The sequence below is a fragment of the Micromonospora sp. NPDC005305 genome (assembly GCF_040607315.1).
Lineage (GTDB): Bacteria > Actinomycetota > Actinomycetes > Mycobacteriales > Micromonosporaceae > Micromonospora.
Map to the genome: position 1 here is coordinate 388804 of NZ_JBEXGL010000003.1, position 25339 is coordinate 414142.

General features: G+C 71.2%; 22 protein-coding genes. 15 read left to right on the top strand and 7 right to left on the bottom strand.

Features of this window, described 5'->3' with window-relative positions:
• Positions 1–123: 123 nt before the first annotated feature.
• Positions 124–834 carry a hypothetical protein gene (locus ABZS80_RS07835; protein WP_355055001.1) on the bottom strand — a complete coding sequence of 237 codons (711 nt, stop codon included), beginning with the start codon at positions 832–834 and terminating at the stop codon, positions 124–126.
• Complete coding sequence (locus ABZS80_RS07840; RefSeq protein WP_355055002.1) at positions 831–1349, bottom strand: hypothetical protein; 519 nt, start codon at positions 1347–1349, stop codon at positions 831–833. The genes ABZS80_RS07835 and ABZS80_RS07840 overlap by 4 nt, the downstream gene beginning before the upstream one ends.
• A gap of 173 nt (positions 1350–1522) precedes the next feature.
• Between ABZS80_RS07840 and ABZS80_RS07845 the strand changes: the two genes are divergently transcribed.
• From ABZS80_RS07845 to ABZS80_RS07865, 5 genes are read left to right on the top strand one after another with little or no spacing between them, the layout of a single operon-like run.
• Positions 1523–2299, top strand: a complete 777-nt coding sequence (locus ABZS80_RS07845; RefSeq protein WP_355055003.1) for a hypothetical protein — start codon at positions 1523–1525, stop codon at positions 2297–2299.
• Complete coding sequence (locus tag ABZS80_RS07850; protein WP_355055004.1) at positions 2250–2609, top strand: YbaB/EbfC family nucleoid-associated protein; 360 nt, start codon at positions 2250–2252, stop codon at positions 2607–2609. The genes ABZS80_RS07845 and ABZS80_RS07850 overlap by 50 nt, the downstream gene beginning before the upstream one ends.
• Positions 2606–2914, top strand: a complete 309-nt coding sequence (locus ABZS80_RS07855) for a type VII secretion target (RefSeq protein ID WP_355055005.1) — start codon at positions 2606–2608, stop codon at positions 2912–2914. The genes ABZS80_RS07850 and ABZS80_RS07855 overlap by 4 nt, the downstream gene beginning before the upstream one ends.
• Complete coding sequence (locus tag ABZS80_RS07860; RefSeq protein WP_355055006.1) at positions 2911–4146, top strand: hypothetical protein; 1236 nt, start codon at positions 2911–2913, stop codon at positions 4144–4146. The genes ABZS80_RS07855 and ABZS80_RS07860 overlap by 4 nt, the downstream gene beginning before the upstream one ends.
• A gap of 44 nt (positions 4147–4190) precedes the next feature.
• Positions 4191–4520 carry a hypothetical protein gene (locus ABZS80_RS07865; protein WP_355055007.1) on the top strand — a complete coding sequence of 110 codons (330 nt, stop codon included), beginning with the start codon at positions 4191–4193 and terminating at the stop codon, positions 4518–4520.
• A 352-nt stretch (positions 4521–4872) separates the two neighbouring features.
• On the opposite strand, the gene ABZS80_RS07870 is transcribed toward ABZS80_RS07865, so the two are convergent.
• The 3 genes from ABZS80_RS07870 to ABZS80_RS07880 all read right to left on the bottom strand — a co-directional run bounded on the left by ABZS80_RS07870 (position 4873) and on the right by ABZS80_RS07880 (position 7582).
• The gene (locus ABZS80_RS07870) at positions 4873–5553 is read right to left on the bottom strand and encodes a hypothetical protein (RefSeq protein ID WP_355055008.1); all 681 of its coding nucleotides are present in this window, start codon (positions 5551–5553) and stop codon (positions 4873–4875) included.
• 365 nt (positions 5554–5918) lie between these two features.
• Entirely contained in the window at positions 5919–6101 is a 183-nt protein-coding gene (locus ABZS80_RS07875; RefSeq protein WP_355055074.1) for a helix-turn-helix domain-containing protein, read from the bottom strand.
• Between the two features lie 155 nt (positions 6102–6256).
• Entirely contained in the window at positions 6257–7582 is a 1326-nt protein-coding gene (locus ABZS80_RS07880) for a hypothetical protein (protein ID WP_355055009.1), read from the bottom strand.
• 425 nt (positions 7583–8007) lie between these two features.
• Between ABZS80_RS07880 and ABZS80_RS07885 the strand changes: the two genes are divergently transcribed.
• The 9 genes from ABZS80_RS07885 (at position 8008) to ABZS80_RS07925 (ending at position 22947) form a co-directional block, all read left to right on the top strand.
• Positions 8008–8397 (top strand): hypothetical protein, encoded by a 390-nt coding sequence (locus ABZS80_RS07885; protein ID WP_355055010.1) that lies wholly within the window; start codon positions 8008–8010, stop codon positions 8395–8397.
• 169 nt (positions 8398–8566) lie between these two features.
• Entirely contained in the window at positions 8567–12268 is a 3702-nt protein-coding gene (locus ABZS80_RS07890; protein ID WP_355055011.1) for a hypothetical protein, read from the top strand.
• Entirely contained in the window at positions 12265–15000 is a 2736-nt protein-coding gene (pglZ, locus tag ABZS80_RS07895) for a BREX-2 system phosphatase PglZ (RefSeq protein ID WP_355055012.1), read from the top strand. Before ABZS80_RS07890 ends, pglZ begins: the two co-directional genes overlap by 4 nt.
• Positions 14997–16310, top strand: coding sequence for a BREX system ATP-binding protein BrxD (gene brxD, locus ABZS80_RS07900; RefSeq protein WP_355055013.1), 1314 nt, complete (start codon positions 14997–14999; stop codon positions 16308–16310). The genes pglZ and brxD overlap by 4 nt, the downstream gene beginning before the upstream one ends.
• On the top strand, positions 16311–18428 hold the full coding sequence (locus tag ABZS80_RS07905) for a DEAD/DEAH box helicase (protein ID WP_355055014.1): 2118 nt from the start codon (positions 16311–16313) through the stop codon (positions 18426–18428).
• A gap of 167 nt (positions 18429–18595) precedes the next feature.
• Positions 18596–21526: a M36 family metallopeptidase gene (locus ABZS80_RS07910; RefSeq protein WP_355055015.1), complete on the top strand. Its 2931-nt coding sequence runs from the start codon at positions 18596–18598 to the stop codon at positions 21524–21526.
• A gap of 18 nt (positions 21527–21544) precedes the next feature.
• Positions 21545–21823: a hypothetical protein gene (locus tag ABZS80_RS07915; protein WP_355055016.1), complete on the top strand. Its 279-nt coding sequence runs from the start codon at positions 21545–21547 to the stop codon at positions 21821–21823.
• Between the two features lie 178 nt (positions 21824–22001).
• Positions 22002–22454 carry a ribonuclease domain-containing protein gene (locus ABZS80_RS07920; protein WP_355055017.1) on the top strand — a complete coding sequence of 151 codons (453 nt, stop codon included), beginning with the start codon at positions 22002–22004 and terminating at the stop codon, positions 22452–22454.
• Between the two features lie 61 nt (positions 22455–22515).
• On the top strand, positions 22516–22947 hold the full coding sequence (locus ABZS80_RS07925) for a barstar family protein (protein WP_355055018.1): 432 nt from the start codon (positions 22516–22518) through the stop codon (positions 22945–22947).
• 243 nt (positions 22948–23190) lie between these two features.
• On the opposite strand, the gene ABZS80_RS07930 is transcribed toward ABZS80_RS07925, so the two are convergent.
• Both ABZS80_RS07930 and ABZS80_RS07935 read right to left on the bottom strand, forming a co-directional pair.
• Positions 23191–23961 (bottom strand): HD domain-containing protein, encoded by a 771-nt coding sequence (locus tag ABZS80_RS07930; RefSeq protein ID WP_355055019.1) that lies wholly within the window; start codon positions 23959–23961, stop codon positions 23191–23193.
• 66 nt (positions 23962–24027) lie between these two features.
• Entirely contained in the window at positions 24028–24471 is a 444-nt protein-coding gene (locus ABZS80_RS07935; protein WP_355055020.1) for an ATP-binding protein, read from the bottom strand.
• Between the two features lie 182 nt (positions 24472–24653).
• On the opposite strand from ABZS80_RS07935, the gene ABZS80_RS07940 reads away from it, so the two are divergent.
• Entirely contained in the window at positions 24654–25289 is a 636-nt protein-coding gene (locus ABZS80_RS07940; protein ID WP_355055021.1) for a DedA family protein, read from the top strand.
• Positions 25290–25339: the final 50 nt, after the last annotated feature.

Below are 25339 nucleotides of genomic sequence, written 5' to 3' on the forward strand. Positions count from 1 at the left end.
CGACCCTGCCGTTGTCCTTCCAGAGTCCGAGTCGCAGTGGACTGTCACTCATCGACCAAAGGTGCAAACCGTGCGTGCAGTCGCGGCGCCGGTATTGACCGAGGCAGTGGGTCGGAACGGCCCTCACTCGCCTTGGCTCAGGCGCTTGCCATGTTCCCAGATCGACCGTTCCACGACATCGGTCTCGGTCCCGTCTCCCCAGCCGCAGGCGATCTCCTGCGCCCAGGCGAGGTATTCGCCGTACTGATCTGCTGTCCAGGGGCCGCGCGGCAGCCAACTCGTACCGCGACAGTCGTTCATCCCGATCACCACGTACTGATCCATGATCAGGGGCCGGTGTTCTTCCGCCGCTGAGTCCCATCCGAGGAAGTAGAGCAGCTTGGTGAAGAAGGATGGACCGAGCCGCTCCAACCTGTAGTCGCCGCCGTGACCGAGGGCGGCGTAGGCCGCCACAGGTCCGTTGCTTCGCAGCACGCGGAGTGTCTCGCCCAAGTGCTGCTCGACGCACTCGTCGTTGAGATCGAAGATCCTCCCCATCCGGGCGGCGCTCCGCCCACTGGAGAGCCCGCTGCCCCAGGCGTACGCCCCGACCAGAATGTCTGTGGCCGCGCGGCCGGTGTGTGCGGCGGCGCCTGCTTGGAGCAGGTCTGCCCGAGTGACGCGGGGCCAGCGACCGACGCGAGGGAGGTCTTCGAACCAGGCCGGCAGGTCCATCGGATCCGGCAACCGCCGCCGCCAGGTCGCTGGATTGAACCGAAAACCATGATCGAGGATGTAGGTGTCGCGCTCCGGAGGTTCCTCTTCAAACGGTGCGCATGTCGCTGCACTCGTCACCAGGACACCCCGTGTTGCGGGACGAATCTGACCGCCCTACGGGCGAGTTCCGGATGAGCTGTGAAGCCGGCGTCTCCCCAGGCACGGCTGTGGGAATGTGACCGGTCGCCGTTGGCCCACCAGGCCTCGTGCCGATAGGTCGACGGGGGTAGCCCGCCTGGCACCAGCTCTGAAATCCCGTCGTTGGCACCCCTCCTCACGAACGGCCGTCGACGAGCCATCCGATAGAAGCCGCCGGATGGGGTGGTCGGTTTGCCGTCGCGCCCCTGCTTCACCACCAGCGCCGACACCATTCCCCGATTCGCCGCATGTTCGCGTAGCGATGCCTCTTCGAGGATGTAGGGCATCGGTCTGCCGTGATAGGGCACCTGCAGACCGTGCTGGGCGAGTAGGTCGCTGAGCTGCCGGTAGGTGACGAGAGCATCGCTGTCGTCTCTGGAATCCCGGGCGGCCTCCCGCAGGATTGCCACCGAGACTTCCACTGCCTGCTCGAACTCAGGTTCACCCGCTCGCATCGCCCCATCCTGCCGCTCTCCTGCCGAGAGAGTCGTCGGATGAAACGACCAGGATCCCTCATCCGCACGGGCAGGCTGAGGTCCCCGACGCCGAGATCTGACCATCCTCGGGATGGCTCGACGTCGATGCTTTCGGTAGGTTGGTTCCTCCATGACGTACGAGGGGATGCGACGTGGACAAGCCCGGCAGGGTGTTCTGCGTAGAGGGCCAGTGGGACGACGGCCTGGCCGAACGCGGCTCGGTGCTACCAACGTTGGAGCTGCTGGAGCGATTGAACCGCATTCGCTTCATCCATCGGGATGTGGCAACCCCGGGTGAGCTGCGCTACTACCTCGACCAGTGGCTGTCCAAGAAGTACGCCACGTACAACGTCGGCATCTTCGCGATAGACGGAGGGCCCGGCAGCTTGTGCCTGTCGCGGAACCAGGAACTCGATCTGAACGAGCTGGTCACCTGGATGCAGGACCGATGCGACGGTAAGCAGCTCTACTTCGACTGCGGCACGATTCTCCGCATCTCCGACGCCGCCCTTATCGACATCCTGGAGCGGACCGGAGCGACGATGGTATGTGGTTTCACCAAGACCATCAGCTGGGTGGAATCAGCCGCGTTCGACACGGTTCTCATCGACCGGCTCGCCAACGCTCGCAAGGCCAACAGCGTCGAACAGTTTGGTGCGGGCGACCCGCTGGGCGCCGCTGGCGCAGCACCTCGGATTCCGCATGGTTTACCGAAACGGTCACGGCCCGCACATCCCGGCGATGAGGCGACCGGAGTCTGCCGTGCTGGCGTAGCGCAGGGTCGGGCGACCCGGCACGGGATCGTTACGCGGGGGAGGGATGACAGCAGTGATGGATGCGGACGCGGCCGAGGACTGGGTGCGGTCCTGGGCTGCTTCGGTGAGCGACCGCGCCGCCCAGGCGCAGGAGATGTCGAGGCGGGTGGCTGACCTGACTGCCACCGCGGCGGGCGCCGACGGTGCGGTCAGGGTGACGGTGGCTGCCTCCGGGATCGTCACCGAGCTGAGGCTGGATGATCGGGTACGAAGCTGGCCCGCCACACGGATCGCGGCGGAGATCATGGCCACGACGCGCCGCGCGCAGGCCCGGCTCGCCGGCGCAGTGGCCGACGTGGCGGCGCGGACCGTGGGCGCGGGTTCGGAGACCGCTCGTGCCGTCGTGGCCAGCTACACCACCCGCTTTCCGGCCCCGCCCGAGGAGTCGGATGATGACCGTTCACCGCGGCGGAGCGAACGGTGACCGCCGGGTTCGAGGTCGACACCAGGTCGCTGCGGGCCCATTCGTCCGCCGTTGACGAGACCGCCGACACCGTCGACGAGTGCCGTCGAGCCTCCGTATCGGTCGAGTTGGGGCGTGACGCCTACGGCCGGCTGTGTCAGATGATCCCCAGCCTGCTCCATCCGCTGCAGGAAGCCATCGCCGACAGCCTCGGTGAGACGGCCGGCGTGCTGCAGCGGGCGGCTGACGGGCTGCGCACGGTCTCGGACCGGTACGACCGGGGTGACGCTCACGTGGCGTCCCTGTTCGGCGGTGGGAGGCGGTGAATCAGCCGTCGCCGCTGATCGCCGCCCGCCAGGACAGCACGACCGGGTTCAGCGGCATCTACCTCGCCGAGGACATCGACGCCTTGATGGCCGGCTACACCTCCGGCGGCTGGATCGATGTCGCCATCGGCGGCTTCGCTACCTCGATGGACGCCCTCGCCTTCGTCACCGATCCGCTCGGCCAGCTGGTGGCGTGGGGCGTGGGCTGGCTGATCGAGCACGTGAAGCCCCTCTCCGATGCCCTGGACGAACTGGCCGGCGACCCCGACCAGATCACCGCGTACGCGCAGACCTGGCGGAACATCGCCAAGGCCGCAGCCGAGGCGGGTACCGACCTCAGCGCCATGGTCGACCGGCAGGTGGCGGACTGGAGCGGGGCCGCAGCCGACGCCTACCGCCGGGCCAGCGGCCAGCACGCGGCCGCCCTGAAAGCGCTCGGCAAGGCCGCCAACGCCATGGCGGAAGTCACGACCGGAGCCGGACTGCTGGTCGCGATGGTGCGGGGCCTCGTTCGTGACCTCATCGCGGAATTCGTATCTGTGCTGGCGGTGCGCCTGTGGGAGTGGCTCGCCGAGGAGGGCCTGACGCTTGGGCTGGCCACGCCCTGGGTCGTCACACAGGTGACCGCTCTCGCTGGCAAGTGGGCAGCCCGGATCACCCGCCTGCTGCACGGGCTGATCGAGAGCCTGCGCCGGCTGGCCCCGATCCTGCGTCGCCTCCGGCACCTCATCGCAGATCTCAAGGCCCTTGTGAGGGGCTCGACACCGGGAGGTAATGCGCCGCCGACCACCCTCGACCGCAACACCCACCTACTCCACGCCGACGCCGATCCGCTTGGCAAATGGGGTCCTGCCCGCCTGACCCACCCTGCCGAGTGGGATGCCGCGATCCAGGAGGCGCGGGACCTGGGCGTCGAAATCACGCTCCGCCCGGGCGCCCTGGCCTACGGCCCATCGCCCGGACCGGGTAGCCCGGGCCACCTCATCATCGACCCCGACGCGTCCTACGGTGCCTTGCTGCACGAAATGCAGCATCTGCGCGACGATCACGCAGCCGGATGGGCCGGGATGAGAGGCTGGTTCGAAGACCCGGTTGTACGGTACGAGAACGAGGTCCGCGCCTATCAGAAAGAGATCGACTATGCCATGTCGATCGGCGACCACGAGTCCGTCGAACGCCTGAACCAGGCAATCCGCGAAGAGTACTCGAGAATCTTCGGAGTCGACCCATGACCGCGCCACCCCCGCCCCAACTCCCGGTCCCCCCGGTAGCGCAGATGAACAACGCGGAGTTGGCCGAGCTGGCCGCGGGGGGTAGCCCTTACCGGGGCAAGGCGGTGTTCGAACTGGTCGACCGTGCCCGCGTGGACGACGATGCCGCGACCAAGCTCAATCAGCTGAGCCGACTGCCCACCCTGCGCGAGGACCGGGCCTTTCACCTCGTCTCTCTCGCCTGGGCGGCGATCATCGGACTGCTCGCCGCGGAGACGCCACATGCACGGACTTCGGCTTACGCCGCGTTCGAGGCACTGGATCGCGCGGACCAGGCAGACTTTCTGTCGTACCTGCGCGCGGAGCGAATCGAGGAGGCCCATCCCCGCATCTGACGGGCCTCCCGTGAGGTGCCCTCTGATCAGCGGAGCCTGCGCGGCGCGGGAACGAAGCGAACCACTCCGCGGGCAAGGTCGGGGTGCGCGGTGTATCCCGCATCTCCCCACGATCGGCTGTGCAGGTGTGACCGATCACCGTTGGCCCACCACGCCGGGTGGCGGTAGGCGGAGGGCGGCAGTCCTCCGGGTACCAGATCGGCAAGGTCATCGAGCCGGTACGTCACGTCCCCACTCCGCTGGCGGAGGTGGTCGCGCAATGCGTCGTACTTCGACATCTCGTCCTCCGGCATTTGGTGAAGGCCGTACTCCGGCACACGGTTCCGTTCTGCGCTGGACCTTCCCTGATGCCCTAGGTGGGCGTACCGATGCGGGCGGCGAAGCTGCGCAGCCCGGGCAGTGCCTGGCGGCGGTCAGCGTCGAGCAGAGCGGCATTGAGCTGCTGCGCCCACGGCCGGTACCGGACCTCCTGCGGCGCGGCTCGCTCGGCAGCCTGCAGCGCTCGAAACGACTCCGCGTACGCGCCGCGACCGTGCAGCGCGAGCGCGTAGTCCTCCCAGTAGCGGGCGCGCCGCTCGACGCTGCCCAACTGGTCGGGTCGCAGGGCACGGGCATATTGCACCGCCGCTCCGAAGTCGCCCAGCACACGAGCGACGCTGACGCGGTAGAGCGCCACGTACGCGGCTGTCGCCAGCAACCGTCCGTACGCGGCGACCTGTCCGGCTAATCTCAGGCCGGTCGACTCATCGAGCGACTGCGCCGCGCGGAGCAGAGTCTGCTGGGCGCGCTGACCATGGCGGGTACGCCGCAGCACGATCGCAGATGCCCGCGCCGTCTCGGCGGACAGTAACGGATTGTCCGCGGCGCGGGCCGTGTGCGTGGCGCGGTCCATCGCCGACCAGGCCATCGCGTCCTCATGTAGTTTGATCAGCACTTGGATGGTCAGGTGGTACGTCTGGGTCAGCGCCGTCGCTGCCGTCGCCCGTTCGTGGTTGGCCGCCGCTGCGTGGCCGGCCGTCGCCGTCGCGACCAACTGCGGTAACCGGGCCGACAGTCTGGCGTACCGACACGCACGGAAGTCGGACCAGGCGCAGGCGAGTGCGGTGCGTAGCCGGGTTGGGTCGACCGGACCGGCCGGCGCTGGGCAGCCGCCGAGGAGGACGTCTTCGAGGCTGGTGACCACGCGAGGTGGCGCGGCCAGGGCTGGCGAGCTTCCGGCGAGCGTTGAGCCGACCAGGCCACCAGCCCGCCGATCACCTCACGCCGTCGCACCGGATCCACTCCACCTTCGCGCCGTGTTGCTTCACCGCGCACCCTATCGATTGGCGGCCGGTTTGGTGGAAGGCTGGGCCGTCATGTCGAATACCGCGGCCAGTCGCCGCAGCACAGTCACATCCGTCAGCCGCTGCTACCCCGTTCGATTCGGGACAACGTCGCTGCTGAGTAGCCGCATCGCTGGCCGGCCTCGCAGAGCGTCAGCCGCGCCGCCGTTCGAGCGACAAGCAGGAGCGTGCCGAAATCGCCGGCGACAGCAGCCTGTCTGGCCTCCGGCAATTCAGACCACCGGCGTTCGACGCCCATGGCCGCCGTTGGAGAGATCGTCGCAGCTCTCGTCAGGCTGGCCACGCGATACCTCTCCAGGCCGGACCGGTAGGAGTCTGGCGGGATCAAGAACAGCACGTACGAGCGGGGTGGCACCCGGTCAGCCGCGGCTCAGTTCGGCGAGACGCCGCCGATCATCTGTTCGCCCCCTCGTAGACGGGCCTCGGCAGGCCGAGCCACCAGGATGCGGCGGCGCGCACGGCCGGCGGCACTTCATGATCGTCTCGAAGAGATCGAAGCAGTTCCGTGTTGCGGGCCTGGCCCAGCCCGTAGACCAGACCATGGAGTGCAGCGGCCGGTGTTCTGTCTCGGCTCTGATACCAGCGCACTGCGTGATGCCGGATCGCGGCACGCCAGTAGCGGTCGTCGCTCCGGCCGGCGATGTGCGCGATCGCCTGGCTCGCAGCGACAGTGATCGCTGGCGGCACGCCGGATGTGACGGTGAGCCGCTCGACGAGCGGCCGTTGTGCTGGACCTCCGAGTACCCGGAGACCTTCGATCATGGCGCAGGCGACATCCGGGCTGTGGACGCGTCCGGCCACCTGGTGTGCCAGCTCGGTGCCGAGCGCTGCGGACAGTGGGTGCCGGTAGGGGCTGCCCGACAGCAGGATCGCGGCGTGGAGACGCACGTCCAACACCGGGCTGAACAACATCTCGTCGAGAAGTACCGGCAGCAGGCGGTCGTCGAAGTGGGGCAGCTCCCGCGGCATCCCAACCAGGGCGGTGTGCACGATCCGTTCGACGAGCGTATGCGCGGCGCGACGGAGTGGCCCCACGGTGCCTGGCACGTTGGGAGGCAGGTGGCGTGCCTGCGCGGGAACCTGCGCCGACAGTTGTCGTAGCACCTCGGCGGCGAGTTGGTGGCTGTCCAGGTAGCCGTCCTCGTGGAGCGTGTCCTCCACGATCGACAGGAGTTGCCGGCGCTGGGACTCGTTGAAATGCCGATACCGCGTCTTGCGTACGGACGCCAGCAGGGCACCGTATTGGGCGCGGTCGTTGGTCGGGTTGAGGAGTTGGCCGAGCACGTAGCCGCTGGCGTCCGGGTGTGGGCTGGCATCGAGCACGCTCACGACCTCGACGAACACCTGGTTCGAGCGGTCGGCCGCGAGGCTGGCGCAGGCGGCGATGGCCGGCTGCTGACCCACCGGGTGCGAGAGCAGGCGGTTGAACGCCTCGTGGCGTTGCGTCCAGCCCACACCGTCCGCGACGATCATTTCGAGGAGCAGACGTTCGGCCATGTCGCGCCAGAATGCGCGTGGCGTGATCACCTGGCCGGGCACTGTGGTCAGATACGCGGTGAGGTCGTCCCAGTCCGATCCGGACATCACACCGTCCGAGCTGGTCCGCTCCACCAACTCGTCCAAGCGCGTGAGATCTGCCTCGTCAACGGTGGACAGTCCCCGCTTGAGCAGACTCGCGCCGTTGACGGATGGCGCGGAGTAACGCAGGACGGTGTCCACCAACGCTACGAGGCTGCCCGGCGACAGGCTGAGCAGTTCCTCGTACCGGCGGACCGCCAGATGGGGCAGCCGTACCGCGGCCGTCTCCCAGCGCGAGATCCGGAACTCGCTCGTGTGTTCCGGCCAACAGCCGCCCTGGAAGGCGCGCGCGAAAGTGGAGCCCCCAACCCACCGCTCCTCAGGGCCGTAGAGCCGGTTGACGCGGAGCAGCCAGGCGACTCGGTCCTGGTGCGGTGACCAGCCCGGTCTGTCCCTGACGGGCCGGGGAGCGCGATGGGGGCGGCCGCGATGGCTGGCCGATGGCCGGGAAGCGCTCACGGCGCCCTTTATTGCACGCAGAATCACCCAGTGCAACCACTCCGCTACAAGCCGACAGGTGCCGTCAAGGTTTGGGAAGGCATCCACCAAGGAGGAGGTTGGCAATGATGAGAAGCAAGCGTCTTGCCGCTGCGATGGGCTTCGCGTTCGCGATCGGCGGGATCGTGGCCGCGCCGTCCCCGGCGGCAGCGGCGGTGACCGTCAGCGGCCAGGTCACCTGCGTCGGAAACGACAACGTCGTCGGAATCTGGATCAACGCCGAGAGCGGCGGTTCTGGCTGGGCGAGCTGGTCGACGCCGGTCGCTGGGTGGACTGCGAACTACAGCCGCAGCCTCCCGTACGGCGGGCGGTACCAGGTCCACGTCGGCTGCGGTGGCACCTCACAGAACTGGGCCACGAACAACAAGAGTGGCTGGGTCAGCGGCACCAGCAACTCGTTCACCTGCTACCCCTACTCGAACGCCGGCTGGAAGTACCTGACCTGTCAGCGCACCTGATCAGCGTCCAGGGGTCGGGCCGACTCCGCCGAAGGCGAGGGCGTCCCGGAGGCCGGGGCGCCCCCCGCCCGTCTGTTGGGCGCGGCGGGTGGCCGACTCCGATCGTATGATGCTGTCCTCGCCGGGTGGCGGCACCTGAGCCTGGGGTGTTACCGATACGGTAATCCGCATGTCACAGCCCACCCCTGCGCCGCTGCTCCGGGAGTTCATCGACATCCCGGAGCGCACGAGCGTGAGCGACTTCGTGCTCAAGCTCTCCGATAGTGTCGCCGACGCCGACGCCACCCTCCGCGACTACGTCGTCACGGATCGTTTGCTGGCGAACTTCGACGAGGCGCTCGGGCTGATTCGCTCCGCGGTCGAGGCGCACGCCTCCAAGGCCGCGTACCTGCACGGCTCGTTCGGCTCCGGCAAGTCGCACTTCATGGCGGTGCTGCACGCGCTGCTGCGGGGCGAGCCGGCGGCCCGCGGCCGGGACGAGTTGGCGCCGCTGGTGGCCAAGCACAGCGTCTGGCTGGACGGTCGCAAGTTCCTGCTCATCCCGTACCACCTGCTCGACGCCCGCTCGCTGGAGCAGCGGGTGCTCGGCGGCTACGTCGACCGGGTACGCACGCTGCATCCGGAGGCACCCATCCCGGCGGTCCACCGGACCGACTCGCTGTTGGAGCAGGCCGGGCTGATGCGGCAGAAGATCGGCGACGCGCAGTTCATCGCCGGGCTGCCCGGCGGCGATGTCGAGGACGAATGGGGTGACAACGAGGCGTTCTGGACCCCAGAGCGGCTGGACCAGGCTTTCACCGGCGCGTACTCCGACGAGCTCCGCCGCAAGCTCGTCAACGACCTGCTGACCAGCTGGAACGTGGGCTTCTTCAGCAATGCCCGGGAGGACGCCGAGGCGTTCATCTCGCTCGACCGGGGCCTCACCGAGATCAGCCGGCACGCCAAGGAACTCGGCTACCACGGCCTGATCCTCTTCCTCGACGAGCTGATCCTCTGGCTGGCCAACTCCATCGGTGACCAGCAGTTCGTCTCCCGCGAGATCCAGAAGATCACCAACTTCGTCGAGGGTGGCGACACCCGCCGGCCCATTCCGGTGATCAGCTTCATCGCTCGTCAGCGGGACCTGCGCGAACTCGTCGGCGAAGAGGTCGTCGGCGCGAACGAGCTGGGCTACCAGGACACCCTCAACCTGGCCAGCGGCCGGTTCGACCTGATCAACCTTGAGGACCGGAACCTCCCCGAGATCGCCCGCCGGCGCCTGCTCAGGCCCCTCACCACCGAGGCCGGCGAGGCGATCTCGCGCGCCTTCGAGAGCACGACCAAGGTACGCCGGGAGGTCTTCGACACCCTGCTCGGCAGCGACTCCGGCAGCGGCGCCGACATCGACGCGTTCCGGTCGACGTACCCGTTCAGCCCGGCCTTCATCTCGACCCTGGTGCACGTCTCCAGCGCCCTGCAGCGGTCCCGCACCGCGCTCAAGCTCATGCGGCAGCTCCTGGTCGACCGGCGGGAGACGCTCCGCCTCGGCCAGCTCGTCCCGCTCGGCGACCTCTACGACGTGATCAGCAGCGGCGGCGACCAGCCCTTCACCGAGAAGCTCAAGGCCGAGTTCGAGATGGCCCAGAAGCTGTACGACCTGAAGCTGCGTCCCCACCTGCTGGGCCAGCACGGGCTCGCCGAGGAAGACCTCGACGCCGCCCGCCGCGGAGACCAGCTCAGCCCCGAGGTAGCCGGTCGCATCCGCGCCTTCACCGGCGACGACCGGCTGATCAAGACGCTGCTGCTGGCCGCCCTGGCCCCCAGCGTCCCGGCCCTGCGGAACCTCACCGGCCGGCGCCTCTCCGCGCTCAACCACGGCAGCATCACCAGCCCGATCCCTGGTGGTGAGGTTGCCCAGGTCAACCGGAAGCTCGCCGACTGGGCGGGCCAGTTCCCCGAGATTCGCATCGGGGAAGGTGACGACCCGGTGGTGTCGCTGGAATTGGTCGGCGTCGACGTCGACAGCGTCCTCGCCACCGCCAAGCACTACGACAACGAGGGTGCGCGCAAGCACATCGTCCAGCGGCTGCTCTGGAAGCAGCTCGGCGTGCCGTGGAGCGACTCGTTCTTCGCCGAGGCCGGGCTGACCTGGCGGGGCAGCCGGCGCGTCATCGAGCTGGTCTACGGCAACGTCCGCGATCCCCACGACATCCGGGACGAGGCGTTCCACCCGAACGACCCGACCGGCTGGCGGATGATCGTCGACTACCCGTTCGACGACGGCAGCCACGGGCCGGCCGACGACCGGCAGCGCGTGCAGAACCTGCTGAGCCGGACCAACGCCCGAACGGTCTGCTGGATCCCGGCCGCGTTGACCGTGGAGCGCCGCAACGAGCTGGGCAAGCTCGTCATCATCGACAAGCTGCTTGAGGGGCAGCGCTTCGACAGCCACGCGGAGCACCTCAACCCCGACGACCGGCGCCGCGCGCACGCCGCGCTCACCAACCAGCGCAGCGCGCTGCTGGCCAAGATGCAGGGGGTCCTGCGCCAGGCGTACGGGCTGGCCGCGAAGCAGCCCACCGACGTGCAGCTCGGCTTCGACGACCACCTCCAGTCGCTGACCCGGGCGCTGGAGCCGAAGCTGCCGATGGGCGCGACGTTCGACGACGCGCTGCGCAGCATCGGCGACCAGATGCTCACCCAGCAGTACCCGGCCCACCCGGACTTCGACCCCGACCGCAAGGGCGAGCCGGTGCGGCTCCAGGAGGTCAAGACCGTCTTCGGGTACGTCCAGCGGGCGGTCGAGTCGCCGGAGGGGCGGGTCGAGGTGGAACGGGCGCACCGGCAGACCATGCGCCGGATCGCCAATCCGCTGAAGCTCGGCACCATGCACGAGGCGGCGTTCGTCATCGAGGGGGAGTGGGTCCAGCACTTCCAGCAGAAGGCCGCCAGCGAGGGCATCACCGGCGAGTTGCGGGTCGCAGACCTGCTGCGCTGGATCGACGAACCGAAGCCCCGGGGCCTCGACCCGATCGTCGCGCAGCTCGTTGTGGCGACCTTCGCCGAGCAGACCGACCGGGCGTTCTACCTGCACGGCAGCCAGGTGATGCCGGCGCCGGAGATCGGCAAATTGACGATCGATCACGCCCTCCGCGAGGAGAGCCTGCCCAGCGAGGAGGACTGGGAGCGGGCCCGGACGCGGGCCGCCGCGATCTTCGGCTTCCAGCCGCTCGCCCTGCGCCGCGGTCGGCTGGTCGCGCTCTTCGGCCGTGACCTGGTCACCCAGGCAAACCGGCACCGAGAGGCCGCCCACACGCTGGCGAGCCGTCTCGAGCAGCACAGCAGCCGGCTTGAGCTGGACCGCGAATCCGGGCGACTCGCCACGGCCCACGCAGCGGCGGATCTGCTCGACGCGCTCGTCAACGCACGTTCGGCGAAGGAGGCGGTCGAGCGGCTCGCGCGGGCGGAGTTGGCGGGGCCGGCAGACAGGACAGGTAAGAGCATTACCAGCGCTGCCCAGGTCGCGGCGGCATTCGCCGGCACGTCATGGGACAACTTCGAGATCATCGCTGGCCTGCCCGCGCCACACGCGGTCCGCGCCTCGGCGATCCTTGCGGAGCTGCGTCGCGTTGCCCAGGGCGATGAGCTGACCGCACCGCTGTCTCCGGCTCTCCGGCGAGCGCAGTCCGACGCGGTCGAGCTGATCCGTGAGGCCACCAGGATTGTTCTTCCGCCGCCGCCGCCGCCGCCGCCGCCGCCCCCGCCGCCTCCTGCAGCGGAAAAGGAGCTCATCGTTCGTGGGCAATCGACGGAGGCGCTTACCAAGCTGGAGCGGTACATCAGCGATCACCCCGACGCCACCATCGAGGTGAGCTGGAGAATCGTGTCGTGACTCAGGCACCCGCGCTCGCCCAGGCGCTGCGGATCAGCCCCGCCGCGCTGGCCCAGAAGGTCGTGCAGCAGCTCGATCGGCACCGCAACGGGGACCCGTACCCGGTCATGGTGGTCCGCGCGGAGCCGGCCTGGCCGCACGAACCGGTGCTGCCGCTGCCCGGCGGCCGCCAGGCCCGCGTCGTGCCGTGCGTCTCGCCGCTCGCCGTCTGGGAGCACCTCGTCGCCGAACGTGGCGACGAGGTGCTGGTCGTGCTCACCGACATCCCCGGGACCGGCCTCGGCCCCGGGGTGCGCAGCCGCATCTTCCGGCAGCAGGTGATCACCGTCGAGCCCTGGGACCTGGTCGTCGACGCGTTCGGCGCTCAGGTGCCGGACACGGCTCTGGAGAGCGAGCGGTGGGCCGGCCCTGCCCTGCTCGACGCCATGCCCCCGGGTGGATGGCCCAGGCTCACCACCAAGGTGCTGACCCGGGACGTCGCCCTCCGCCACCTGGCCGCCGTGCGGCTCGGCCTGGACCGGCGTGGGAACGACCCCGACGACCTCGACGTGACCATCCTGCTGCGGTGGAGCGTCGAGCATGGCGCGGTCGAGGCGTTCGACCAGCTCCGGCAGGAGGAGCGCGACGGTTTGGCGCGCTGGTTGGTCGAGCAGTTCGGCCGCCCGGCCCGAGCGCTCTTCGCCCTCGTCGAGGCTGGCCGCGGCGCGGACGCGCTGCCGCTGGGGCTGGTCTGCGATGCGCTCTGGACCACCGACACGCCCGACGCCGTGCGGGCCCAGGGGCGCGTCGACCAGTACGTCGGCAACCTCGACGACGATGGCACGGTACGTGGGCTCGCCGAAGCGGCCGTGCAGGTGGTCGGCGCGATGCTGGCCGACCGGGACGCGGACGTCCGGCGGCAGGGCCATGCGGTCCTGGACCGGGCCGAGCAGTTGCTCATCCTGTTCAACGCCGCCGGCAGCGCCGGCCACAGCCCCATCCTGCGTACCGGCTTCACGCAACGCGTCGGCGACGCGGCGCGGGCGCTCCTCGCCGGCCTGACGGACCCGGCCGACCCGGCCTTGGACACTGCGGTCGACAGCCTGGCCGGACACCGGTTGGCCGAGGCGGAGGCGGAACGGCTGCGCCGGGTCCGGATGGCCCAGCGGCTCGTCCGGTGGCTCGGGACCACGGTCGAGCCGCCTGCCAGCGTCGCCGACGGGGTGCAGCGGCAAATCGCCGAGTGGGGCTGGGTCGACCTGGCGCTGAACCACGTCTGGGCCGGTGAGGACGTCCACCCCGAGCTGCAGCGCGCCTTCCGCGAGGTCCACGAGCGGGCGCAGCAGCGGCGTCGGGACCTCGACGGTGCCTTCGCGAACCGGCTCGCGGCCTGGGCCACGGCCGGGCCGGGCAATGACGGGGATCTCCTGACGGTCGAGAACCTCCTTTCCCGGGTCATCGACCCGTTGGTTCGCGCGGACCGGCCGGCGTTGTTGGTCGTGCTTGACGGGATGAGTGCGGCCGTCGGAGTCGAACTGGCTGACGAGTTGTCCCAGGACTGGGTCGAGTACGACCCGCTGGCTCGCGGGGGCGTCGGCCACCGCCGGGGAATCGTGGCTGCGCTGCCGACCTTGACGGCCGTGTCCCGGACCTCGCTCTTCGCCGGTGCCCTGCGCCTCGGCACCCAGGCCACCGAGCGGCAGATGTTCGACAAGGGGCGGTGGGGCGACGACGCCCGGATCTTCCACAAGGGCCCGGCTCGGGGCGGCGCGGGCCAGGTGCTCGCCAGCGACCTCGCCGATGCACTTGCGGGCGCGGCGCGCCTGGTCGCCGTGGTGATCAACACGGTGGATGACGCGCTGGCCCACGGCCGGGAAGGCGACGAGGCCGGCTGGCAACTCGGCGACCTCGGCTTCCTGCGGAGCCTGCTCGACCTCGCCCGGTCCTCAGGCCGGGCGGTCATCATCACCAGCGACCACGGTCACGTGCTCGAGCGTGGCGGCGAGTACGTCAAAGCCGCCGACGCCGATTCAGCCCGGCATCGCACCGGCCCCGGGCCGGCAGGCCCGGGCGAGGTGGAACTGAGCGGTCCGCGGGTGGTGGCCGAGGGGAACCGGATCATCGCGCTCTGGGACCCGCTCCGGCGCTACCGTCCCACCAAGGCCGGCTATCACGGCGGGGCCTCGTTGGCCGAAGTGACCATCCCCCTGCTGGCCTACCTGCTGCCCAACGTCGCCGACGTTCCTCAGGGCTGGGCCCCGGCGGAGGGACGCCGACCCGAGTGGTGGCAGGCCAGCGCACCTGTCGCCAACTCGGCGCCTGCTCCGGTCCCCGCCGTGAAACCCCGTCGCAAGGCGCCGGTGGTCGCGGGGGAGGCGGCGTTGTTCGACATGCCGGAAGTGGCGCCGGCTTCCGCGGCGCCGGCGCTCGACAGCAGCGACCTCGTGACTGCGCTGCTCGAGACTGAACTCTTCAAGGCGCAGCACAGCCTGACCCCCCGCAAGGTCGACCGCGCAAAGATCGCGGCAGCGATGCGGGCGCTGATTGAGGCGAAGGGTGTTCTGTCTGCCGCCGTGCTCGCGCAGCAGGCCGGGGAGTTGCCGGCCCGCGCCGGCGGCTTCGCCAACACCCTGCAGCGCATCTTCAACGTCGACAACTACCCCGTGCTGTCGGTGATCGACGACGGACGCACCGTCCGGCTCGACGTCGCGCTGCTGCGGACCCAGTTCGGGCTGCCGGAAGGGGTGGCGTGAACGGCGTCAGTCCGGCCCGGCGGCGCGAGGTCATCGACGCGTTGCGGCGCGGGGCGGTGCCCTCGGCCGGCCTGGACCTCTTCGCCGTCGGGCTGGACAGGTTCGCCGGCGCGGTAGGTGAGGATCTGGAGACGGTCGCCGCAGGCGGCTCGGTGTTCAAGGCGATCCGCGGCGAATACGGATCCGGCAAGACGTTCTTCACGCGCTGGATCGCGGAGCGGGCCAAGCGGGCCAATCTCGCCACCGCCGAGGTGCAGATCTCTGAGAACGAGACGCCGCTGCACAAGCTGGAGACCGTCTACCGGCGGCTGACCGAGCGCCTGACCACCGCCACGTTCCCGCCGAGCGCGCTGCGGCCGGTCGTCGACGGCTGGTTCTACGCCCTCGAGGAGGACGTCCTCGCGACGGGGGAGGTGTCACCTGACGATGCGGAGGCGCTGGACCGGGCGGTGGGGATGCTGCTCGACCAGCGGCTGGCCGCGGTCAGCCGTAGCGCGCCCGCCTTCGCCGCCGCGTTACGCGGCTACCGCACCGCGAGCCTCGGGGATGATCCGGCGACGGCTGACGCCGTGCTCGCCTGGCTCGGCGGTCAGCCGCACGTCGCCGCGTCGGCACGCCGGGTCGCCGGCGTACGGGGGGACCTCGACCACTTCGCGGCGCTCAGCTTCCTGCAAGGGCTGCTCGCGGTCCTGCGCGACAGCGGCCACCCCGGACTCTTGCTGGTCCTCGACGAGGTGGAGACGCTGCAGCGGGTCCGCTCCGACGCCCGGGACAAGGCGCTCAACGCCCTGCGTCAGCTCATCGACGAGGTGCACTCCGGCCGTTTCCCCGGTCTCTACCTCGTCATCACCGGCACTCCGGCCTTCTACGAGGGGCCCCAAGGCGTGCAGCGGCTCGCCCCGCTCGCCCAACGGCTCGCGGTCGACTTCACCACGGATCCGCGCTTCGACAACCCGAGGGCGGTGCAGATCCGGCTGTCCGGATTCACCGTCGACTCGCTGGTGGAGTTGGGTGGCCGGGTGCGCGACCTGTACGCGGGCGGGTCCGCGGCGCCCGAGCGGGTGAGCGCCCTGGTGGACGACGCGTACCTGGGGGAGTTGGCGCGGGCGGTCGCCGGAGGGCTCGGTGGCAAGGTTGGTGTGGCACCGCGGCTCTACCTCAAGAAGCTGGTGGGGGACGTGCTCGACCGGGTCGACCAGTTCGCCGACTTCGACCCGCGAAAGCACTACGCGCTGACCCTCTCCGCCACTGAGATGACCGACGTGGAACGCAATGCGACCAGCGCCGACGAGATCGCCCTGGACGTCTAGGTGTCCGCCGAACTGCTGCACCCGGTCGTCCTGCACCACGTGGTGAACTCGCTGCAGTGGCCGGGGCTTCGACCCCTGCAGGAGGCGGCCGTGCGGCCGCTCCTCGACGGCGAGGACGCCCTGCTCCTCGCTCCAACGGCGGGTGGCAAGACGGAAGCGGCGATGTTTCCGTTGCTCTCGCGGATGGCGCAGGAGAACTGGTCCGGCACCTCGTTGCTCTACGTCTGCCCGCTCAAGGCGCTGTTGAACAACCTCCTGCCCCGGCTGGAGGCCTACACCGGCTGGCTGGGCCGGCGGTCGGCACTGTGGCACGGCGACGTGACGACCGCGCGGCGGCGGGGGATCCTCCGCGAGCGGCCGGACGTCCTGCTGACCACCCCCGAGTCGCTGGAGTCGATGCTGGTCAGCAGCACCGTCGACCACGACGAGTTCTTCCGCGGCCTACGGGCCGTGGTGGTGGACGAAGTACATGCCTTTGCCGGCGACGACCGGGGTTGGCACCTCCTGGCCGTACTGGAACGGCTCAGCCGGGTCACCGGCCGGCCGGTCCAGCGAGTGGGGCTCTCGGCGACCGTCGGCAATCCGGATGCGCTGCTGCGCTGGTTGCAGGGATCCGGCCGCGACCGGCGGCCGGCGCGCATCGTCGCACCCGATGCCGCACCCGCCACCGCCGTGTCCAACGCTCGGCCGGCGGGCGAGGTCGAGTTGGACTACGTCGGCTCGGTGCACAACGCCGCGAAGGTGATCGCCGCACTGCACCGGGGAGAGAAGAGGCTGGTGTTCTGCGAGTCCCGGGCGCTGGTCGAGGAACTCGGCCAGCGGCTGCGGGCGCTCGACGTCACCACGTTCCTTTCGCACGCCTCGCTGTCAGTCGACGAGCGGCGCCGCGCGGAGGAGGCGTTCGCGCAGGAGCGCGACTGCGTCATCGTCGCCACCAGCACCCTTGAGTTGGGCATCGACGTCGGCGACCTCGATCGGGTCATCCAGGTCGACGCACCCCGCAGCGTCGCCGCCTTCCTGCAGCGGATCGGCCGGACCGGCCGTCGCCTCGGCAGCACTCGGAACTGCCTCTTCCTCGCACTCGACGGCGACGGGCTCCTGCAGGCGGCCGGTCTGCTCCACCTCTGGGCTCAGGGGTGGGTCGAGGAGGTCGTGCCTCCGCCCGAGCCGCGGCACATCGTCGCCCAGCAGGTGCTCGCGCTGTCGCTGCAGCAGCATCGGCTTGGAGATCAGCTCTGGCGGCATGAGTGGAATGATTTGCCGCCTTTCGACAAGACCGCCGACGTCATCGTGCGTCACCTCGTCAACCAGGGGTACCTCGACTCGGATTCCGGCATGCTCTTCATCGGCCCGGAGGCTGAAGCCCGATTCGGCCGACGGCACTTCATGGACATGCTGGCGGTGTTCACCGCACCACCCCAGTTCACCGTGCTGTCGGGGCGCACCGAGATCGGTCGTACCGATCCGGCACTGCTCACCGCGAAGGTGCAAGGGCCGCGGCTGCTGTTGCTGGGCGGCCGTAGCTGGCGGGTCACCTACATCGACTGGAAGCGTCACCGGTGCTTCGTCGAGCCGGCGGAGGGCGGGGGCAAGGCGCTGTGGATGACGGGCGGGGTGCCGCAGGGGCGGTCGTACCGAATGGTGCGTGCCATGCGGGACGTCCTGCTGGGGGCCGACCCGCCGGTCGCGCTGACCGGCCGTGCCAGCAACCGGCTGGCCGGTCTGCGCGAGGACTTCGCCTCGCAGGTGCATCCGGCCGGCACGCTGGTGGTCCGCGATCGTGAGGGCGAGGTGCGGTGGTGGACCTGGGCCGGCTTCCGGGCCAATGCCACGCTGATCTCCACACTGAGCGAGCTGGCCGACTCGACCCAGCGCTACGACGACGCTTCGATCCGGCTGCGTCCCGACCTCAACCGGGACATGGTGCGCGAGGCGGTGGCCGACGCGGCCGGGCGGATCTGCCTGCCGGACGTCAACGACAGGGCCCTGGACGGCCTCAAGTTCAGCGCCGCGCTGCCGCATCGGCTCGCCGTCGCGACGCTGGCCTCCCGGCTGGCCGACGTTCCTGCGGCGGAGGCGGTGCTCGGCGAGCCGGTACGCGTGACGTACCTGGCCTAGCGCCGAGAAGCGATGCGGCCGGAAGGCCCTCCGCCGGCGCGTGATCGAGGCCCACTGGGTTCGGACATCGACACAATGCCATTTGTGGATGTTCGGCTGGTGTTGATGGTCCACTCGGGCTGGTCGGATGGCAGGACGGACATCGCCGTTCGACGACAGGAGGGACCGTGCGCACACCATCGCGTGCGACGACGGGGGCCACCGCGCTGCTACTCGCGGCCGGAATGGTCCTGACCGCGGGAGCTGGCGGTCAGGCGGCACCCCGGGACGAGACCCCGACCCAGGCGCAGCCCGGCCACCTGCCGGGCGACCGCCACGACACCAAGACGAAGGACAACCGGAAGGGGCGGACCGCGCCGACCGACCGCCAGCAGGACCGGGCCGCCGCGCTCGGCGCCCGGGTCCGCTGGACCGACTTCGGCACCCCCGCCACCCTGACCTCGACCGATGGGCCGCTCGCCGCCGGCCTGCCCGCCGACCCGGCCGCCGCGGCGCGGGCGTACGTGGCTGCGAACCGGGACGTGCTGGGGCTGACCGCCGACGGCGCCGCCGCGCTGGAGCAGTTGACTGTCGCGCCGATGGGGGACGGCGCCACCGTGCTGTTCCGGCAGCGCTTCGGTGACCTGCCCGCCGCGGTCGACGGCATGCTGGCCGTCGGCGTCCGCGACGGGAAGGTGTGGCACGTCAGCTCGTCGCTGGCCCGGGACGGCGGGGCGCCCGCTCCGGCCACGATCAGCGTCGACCAGGCGCGCCGGGCCGCGGCAACCGACGCCGGTCTGACCGGGCCGACGATCCTGCGTACCTCGCTGGTCGCGGTGCCGACCGCGGACCGGGGGCCGCGGGCGGCGTACGAGGTGGTTCTCGGCGCGGACGTCACCGGTGCGGACCCGGCGGCCTTCGCCACCTACGTGGACGCCCGCGACGGCAGCGTGCTGGTCCGCGAGGACCTGGTCGACCACGACGTGGACAACCCGTCGTGGGAGGTCTTCCCGAACTCCCCGCCGGTCGACAAGTCCTCCACCGACACCCGTGTGCGCTGGTGCGGGCAGCCGGCGGCCGGCTGCGCGGAGGTGGTGGGCGTCCCCGGCTCGCCGGCCTGGGACGTGGATCCGGCCACCGGAACGTCCACCACCACGACGAACGGCAACAACGCGATCGCCGTGCAGAACTGGTTCAGCAACGACCCGTTCAGCGTGGGCACCGAGACGGCGACGCCGCGCCCCGACCGGAACTACGCGTACCCGTGGACCAACCAGTGGTACGAGCAGCGGTGCAGCCCGGACACCTTCACCTCGCCCCAGGCCAATGACATCGACGCGGCGCGCGCGAACCTGTTCGCCATGCACAGCCGGATGCACGACTGGTCCTACCACCTGGGCTTCACCGAGGCGACCTGGAACATGCAGCGGGACAACCTCGGCCGCGGCGGTCTGGCCAGCGACCCGGAGCAGGGCAACGCGCAGGCCGGCGGCGTCAGCGGCGGCCCGCCGACCTTCGCCGCCCGCAACAACGCCAACCAGATCACCCCGCCGGACGGCATCGCACCGACCACCAACATGTACCTGTGGCAGCCGAGCGCCGGCTCGTTCTACCCGCCCTGCGTGGACGGCGACTTCGACATGTCGGTCATCGCCCACGAGTACGGCCACGCCATCAGCGGTCGCATGATCGCCGGACCGAACGCCGGGGTCAGCTCTCCGCAGGGGATGAGCGAGAGCTGGTCGGACCAGCTCGCCATGGAATACCTGTACGAGCACGGGTACGCGGCGCCGGGCCGGCGCGGCTTCACCATCGGCGAGTACACGACCGGCGACCCCCGGGCCGGCATCCGCAACTACAACATGAGCGCCAGCCCGCTCAACTACAGCGCCATCGACTACGACTTCGTCGGCCTCCAGGTGCACGCGTCCGGCGAGGTGTGGAGCGCCACCAACGTGGACATCCGGGCGGCCATGATGCGCCGCTACGGCGCCGGGAACGCGGCCCTGCAGAAGTCCTGCGCGAACGGGGCGACGCCGGTGACCGCCTGCCCGGGCAACCGGCGGTGGATCCAGCTCGTCTTCGACTCGTTCCTGCTCATGGCGGTCAGCCAGGTCAGCATGGTCGACGCCCGGGACGCGATGCTCGCAGCCGACCGGATCCGCTTCGGCGGCGCCAACCAGGACCTGCTCTGGAACGCCTTCGCCGCCCGGGGCCTCGGTGAGGCGGCGGCCAGCGTGGGCAACGCCGACGCCGACCCGACGCCCGGCTTCACCTCGCCGCACGCGCGGGAGGGAACCCTGCGGTTCACGCCGGAGGGCGACCACGGGGTCGTGCCGGGGGCGCAGCTCTTCGTCGGCCGCTACCAGGCGCGGGCCGTACCGGTCGCGGACACCGACGCGGCGACCCCGCTGACCGACCGGGTGAGCCTGGTTCCCGGCACGTACGAGTTCGTCGTCCGGGCGCCGGGTTACGGGCACCGCCGGATCGGTCCGGTCACGGTCCGGGCCGGGCAGGTCCGCGACCTGGAGGTGCAGCTGCGCCGGAACCTGGCCTCCACCAGCGCGGGCGCGGCGGTGAGCGGCGACGGGATCAACCTCGCGAGGATCGCCGACGACGACGAGGCCACCAACTGGGCCTCGCTCGGCGCCCCGGTGGCCGGGCGGCAGGTCACGGTCGACCTGGCCGGGGGCACCCAGCAGGTCCGCCGGGTGCAGGTCAGCGCCATGCCGCGTCCGCCGGTCGCCGGTGACCCGGACGCCGGCACGCAGAGCCGGTTCTCCGCGCTGCGGCAGTTCCGGGTGCTGGCATGCGAAGCGAAGAAGGCGCTGACCTGTGCCGACCCCGCCGACTTCCGGGTGGTTTACACGAGCCCGGCGGACGCCTTCCCGTCGGTGGCGCCCCGGCCCCGGGCACCCGAACTGATCATGCGGTCGTTCGACATCCCGCGGACGAAGGCGACGCACCTGCGCGTCGAGGTGCTGACCAACCAGTGCACCGGCGCGCCGGCGTACGCCGGTGAGCAGGACGCCGACCCCCGGGCGGCGACCGACTGCGCCACCGCCAGCCCCCAGGCGCAGAACGTGCGGATCGCCGAGTTCCAGGCGTTCGCCCAGTAGGCGACGGGGTGCGGGCGGGTGGGCCCCGCCCGCACCCCTTGCCAGGCATCGTCGAGCATCACCACCTTCACCAGCGGGCGCCGCCGTACGGCGGCTGAACGTCCCGCCCGAGCCGGGCAGGTCGCCGGGCTGACGGCCGACGGCGTGCCGACCCACGACGTCGACGGGCAGTTGTACGGCCGTACCTGGCGTCCGCGGCTCACCGACCTCAAGTTCGGCTGGGAGAGCTACGGCGGCGCGGCCGACACCCTCTGGTTCGACGACGTGGCGCTGGGCGGCAGCCGGATCGGCTGCTGACCGGCCCGGGCCGGGCGGTTCCTCGGGGTCGCCCGGCCGTGGCCGATCATCCAGCGTTCACCCGACATTCGGGGCACGGTCGCCGCGCGGGGCCTGTACGTCGGGAAGGATCACCGCCAGACTGGGCGCGATCGGACAACGACACCGATCGATATAGTCCCAGTTCAGGGAGGACCCCTTGACCACTCTCGCGACCCCGCTCCGCACCACCGGCGCCCGCGTACGCCGGGCGCTCGGCGCGTGCGCCCTGCTCACCGCCCTGGTCGCCGCCGCGCTCGTCGGCCCGCCGGCGGCCTCCACCCGGCTCGCCGAGCCGGCGCAGGCCGCCGTGTACAACTCCTGCACGATGACCCGCTGCGCGGACGCCCGCACCGCGCGCTCCGGCTGGTCCGCGAAGAGCTTCCCGACCAGCCGCGGCTGGTACTCCTGGAGCGGCGGCCAGTGCAACTTCGCGGGCGGCCGGTTCTACAACTACGAGGGTCAGCTGCCCACCAACGCCACCTACCACGAGTACGACGTCTACCCGCGCGCCTGCAATGCCGCGCGGGACGCGTACCGGATCGTGGTCAACAAGAGCACCGGGGCCACCTGGTTCTCGCCCGACCACTACGCCAACTTCTACCGGCTCTGAACGACGTCGGAGCGGGTCGGGCCGGCGAGCCCGGCCCGCGCCGACCGGAAAGGATCAACCGATGGGCGCAGCGTCCCCGCAGCCGCCGGCCTGGCTCGCGTTCGACGCCGGACCGGAGGCCGAGGCGACCGGCGTGACCCTGGCCGGGGCGGACGCCCGGACCCGGGCGGGCCTGCACGAGGCGCTGGCCGGGGCGCTACCCCTGCCCGCCTGGTTCGGGCGCAACTGGGACGCGCTCGCCGACGCGCTGGCCGACCGGCTCGACGCCGGCCCACTGACCCTTGTCGTCCGGGACGCGGCAGACCTGCTCGCCGACGAGCCGCCGGCCCACCTCGGCACCCTCCTCGACGTGCTCGGCGCGGTCGCGGCCGGCGGCCACCACTCGCTGCGCGTCGTGCTGCGCGATCACCCGGACCGGCTGGCCGCGCTGCGGACCCGGATCGCCGCCGCGCTGGGCGGCCGGGTCGGCGCCCCACCCACCGACGCCGACTGACGGGCTCACTCGGACGAGGGAGCCCCACGCCACTTCGCCGGTCCGCCGGGGGTCCATCGACGCGAGGTGCCGCCACCTCGCCGGTCCGGCGGGGTCCATCGCCCCGGGATGCCGCCACCTCGCCGGTCTGGCGGGGTCCGTCGCCCCGGGATGCCGCCACCTCGCCGCTCTGGCGGGGTCCGTCGCCCCGGGATGCCGCCACCCAGCCGAGCTGGCCGCCGCGGCGCGAGGCCGGGGCGACGGTCAGTTCGGCTGGTCGAGGATCGCGCTGAACCGTTCCTCGGCCAGGTCCAGCTGGGCGAAGATGTGCCGCTTCACCGGCAGGGACAGCGGCGTGTCCGGCCGGGCGATGAGGTCGCGGAAGACCGGCACCAGGGGCCGGTACTTCGCCGCCGAGCGGGCCACCTTCGGCCCGACCGTGTGGATCACGCCCACCCCGTTGTCGGTGAAGTCCGACACCTTGATCACCCGCGCCCAGGGCTCCCGGTCGAGGCTCGCCGCCACGTGCTCCCGGTACTGGACGTGCCGGTCGCGCCCCGGGTCGTACGCCGGGTTGGTCACCGCGCCGACGAGCCGGGCGACCCGCGGGCCGAACCGCGCGGCCAGGGCGGCCAGCGCCGCCGGCGTGGGATCGCCGACGGCGGCTCCGGGCCGCTGCGGGGCGTCGGACGCGCCGAGCTGGAGTTGTCGAGCGTCCAGGCTCGCCAGCTCCGCCGGGTGGTCCTCCACGGCGTCGTGCAGCAGGCCCGCGACGATCACGTCCACGTCCCGCACCTGGTAGTGGTGCATCATCCGGATCGCCACCCGGAGCAGGTGGTTCAGGTACGGCTCGCGCACCCGCCGGTCCTCCCGGTGCAGCTCGGCGGCGAGGTCGAGGGCGGCGGTGAGCCGCTCCCGAGCGGGCTCGTCGAACGCCTCGACCTCCAGCCGGAAGCGGGCCAGCAGGCCCGGCTCGCCGTGGATCTCGGTGATCGCGTGCATCGGCATGGTCGCCAGGTAGGCCGGGAACTCCATGCGTCCCTTATAGCTGATCTTCGCTAGGAAGCGTGGCCCCTGGTCGGCCTCCCGACGGTGACCGGGTCAGGTCCCGGTCAGCCGCTTGACGAGACGGACCGTGGTGCCCTCCGCGGTGCCGAGGATGCTGACCTCGTCCATCACCCGAGTCATGATCATCCGTCCCCGGCCCCGGTCGGCGTCGTCCCCGCCGGCGTCGGCCCGCCAGCCGCCGTGGTCGCGTACCTCGATCACGAGGTGGTCGTCGCGCAGCTCGGCGCGGAGCGTGGTGATCCCCTCGGGCGTGAAGCGGTAGCCGTGTTCGATGGCGTTGGCGCACGCCTCGCCCGTGGCGATCAGCGCCGTCTCGACGTCCCAGTCGCTCACCCCGTGGGCGTGCAGCCAGCCCCGCAGCCGCTCCCGGGTGGGGGCGAGCCGCGCCGGGTCGGCGGGCAGGTCGACGGTGAACACCGGGGCCGTCCCGGCCGGGTCGTCGCCCGGCACCAGCCCGGCGGCTGTCCCACCCTCCACGTCCGGCCCCCCGTCCCGCGCACGTCCCGGGCCTGGGCGCTCGCCGTCACCGTCCCGTCCTGTCCGTCATTGTCCCCGGAAGGGCCCGCCGGTATTCCTCGACCCGGCGGTTCATCCGACCGCGTGTCCGGGAGCGCCCGGAGCCGGCGCGGCGCCGCCCCGCCGCGGGTCACAATCGGCGGGTGGACCGGGTGCTGGACCTGCTGGTGGCGCTGCCGCCCGCGCTCGTGCTGGCGCTGGTGTTCCTGCTGCCGGCGCTGGAGGCGTCGACCTTCCTCGGGCTGGTCGTGCCGGGGGAGATCGCCGTACTGGTCGGCGGGGTGCTCGCCCACGAGGGACGGCTGCCGCTCTGGGCGGTGATCCTCGCGGCGGTCGCCGGTGCGGCCGTCGGCGACCAGATCGGGTACCTCGTGGGCCGCCGCTACGGGCGGCGGCTGCTGGCCCGGGTGCCGCAGCGGTTCGTCCGCTCGGGGGAGCTGTCGCGGGCGCTGGCGCTGGTCCGCCGCCGAGGCGCCGCCGCGGTGGTGCTCGGCCGGTGGGCGGCGGCGCTGCGCGCCCTGGTGCCCGGGCTGGCCGGGATGAGCGGCATCCCGCACCGCGCGTTCACCGTGGCGAACCTGGCCGGCGGCGCGCTGTGGGCGGTGACCGTGGCGCTGCTCGGCTACCTGGCCGGAGCGTCGTTCCGGCTCCTGGAACGGCGGCTGGGCTGGGGCGGCAAGGCGCTGCTCGCCGTGGTGGTGCTCGTGGTGGCGGTGCGGCTGGTCCGGGCCCGGCGGGCCGCCCGCCGCGAACGGGCGGGCACCGCCGGGCCCCGCTGACCGCCGGACCGGGCCGGCGCACTCAGTGCAGGGAACGCCAGCCCGCGCGA

What these genes read in the sequence shown, in the direction of transcription:
- ABZS80_RS07840 (WP_355055002.1), bottom strand. Translation starts at nt 1,349, where the DNA reads ATGCGAGCGGGTGAACCTGAGTTCGAGCAGGCAGTGGAAGTCTCGGTG.
- ABZS80_RS07865 (WP_355055007.1), top strand. Translation starts at nt 4,191, where the DNA reads ATGAACAACGCGGAGTTGGCCGAGCTGGCCGCGGGGGGTAGCCCTTAC.
- ABZS80_RS07875 (WP_355055074.1), bottom strand. Translation starts at nt 6,101, where the DNA reads ATGGGCGTCGAACGCCGGTGGTCTGAATTGCCGGAGGCCAGACAGGCT.
- ABZS80_RS07885 (WP_355055010.1), top strand. Translation starts at nt 8,008, where the DNA reads ATGAGAAGCAAGCGTCTTGCCGCTGCGATGGGCTTCGCGTTCGCGATC.
- ABZS80_RS07890 (WP_355055011.1), top strand. Translation starts at nt 8,567, where the DNA reads ATGTCACAGCCCACCCCTGCGCCGCTGCTCCGGGAGTTCATCGACATC.
- ABZS80_RS07925 (WP_355055018.1), top strand. Translation starts at nt 22,516, where the DNA reads ATGGGCGCAGCGTCCCCGCAGCCGCCGGCCTGGCTCGCGTTCGACGCC.
- ABZS80_RS07930 (WP_355055019.1), bottom strand. Translation starts at nt 23,961, where the DNA reads ATGGAGTTCCCGGCCTACCTGGCGACCATGCCGATGCACGCGATCACC.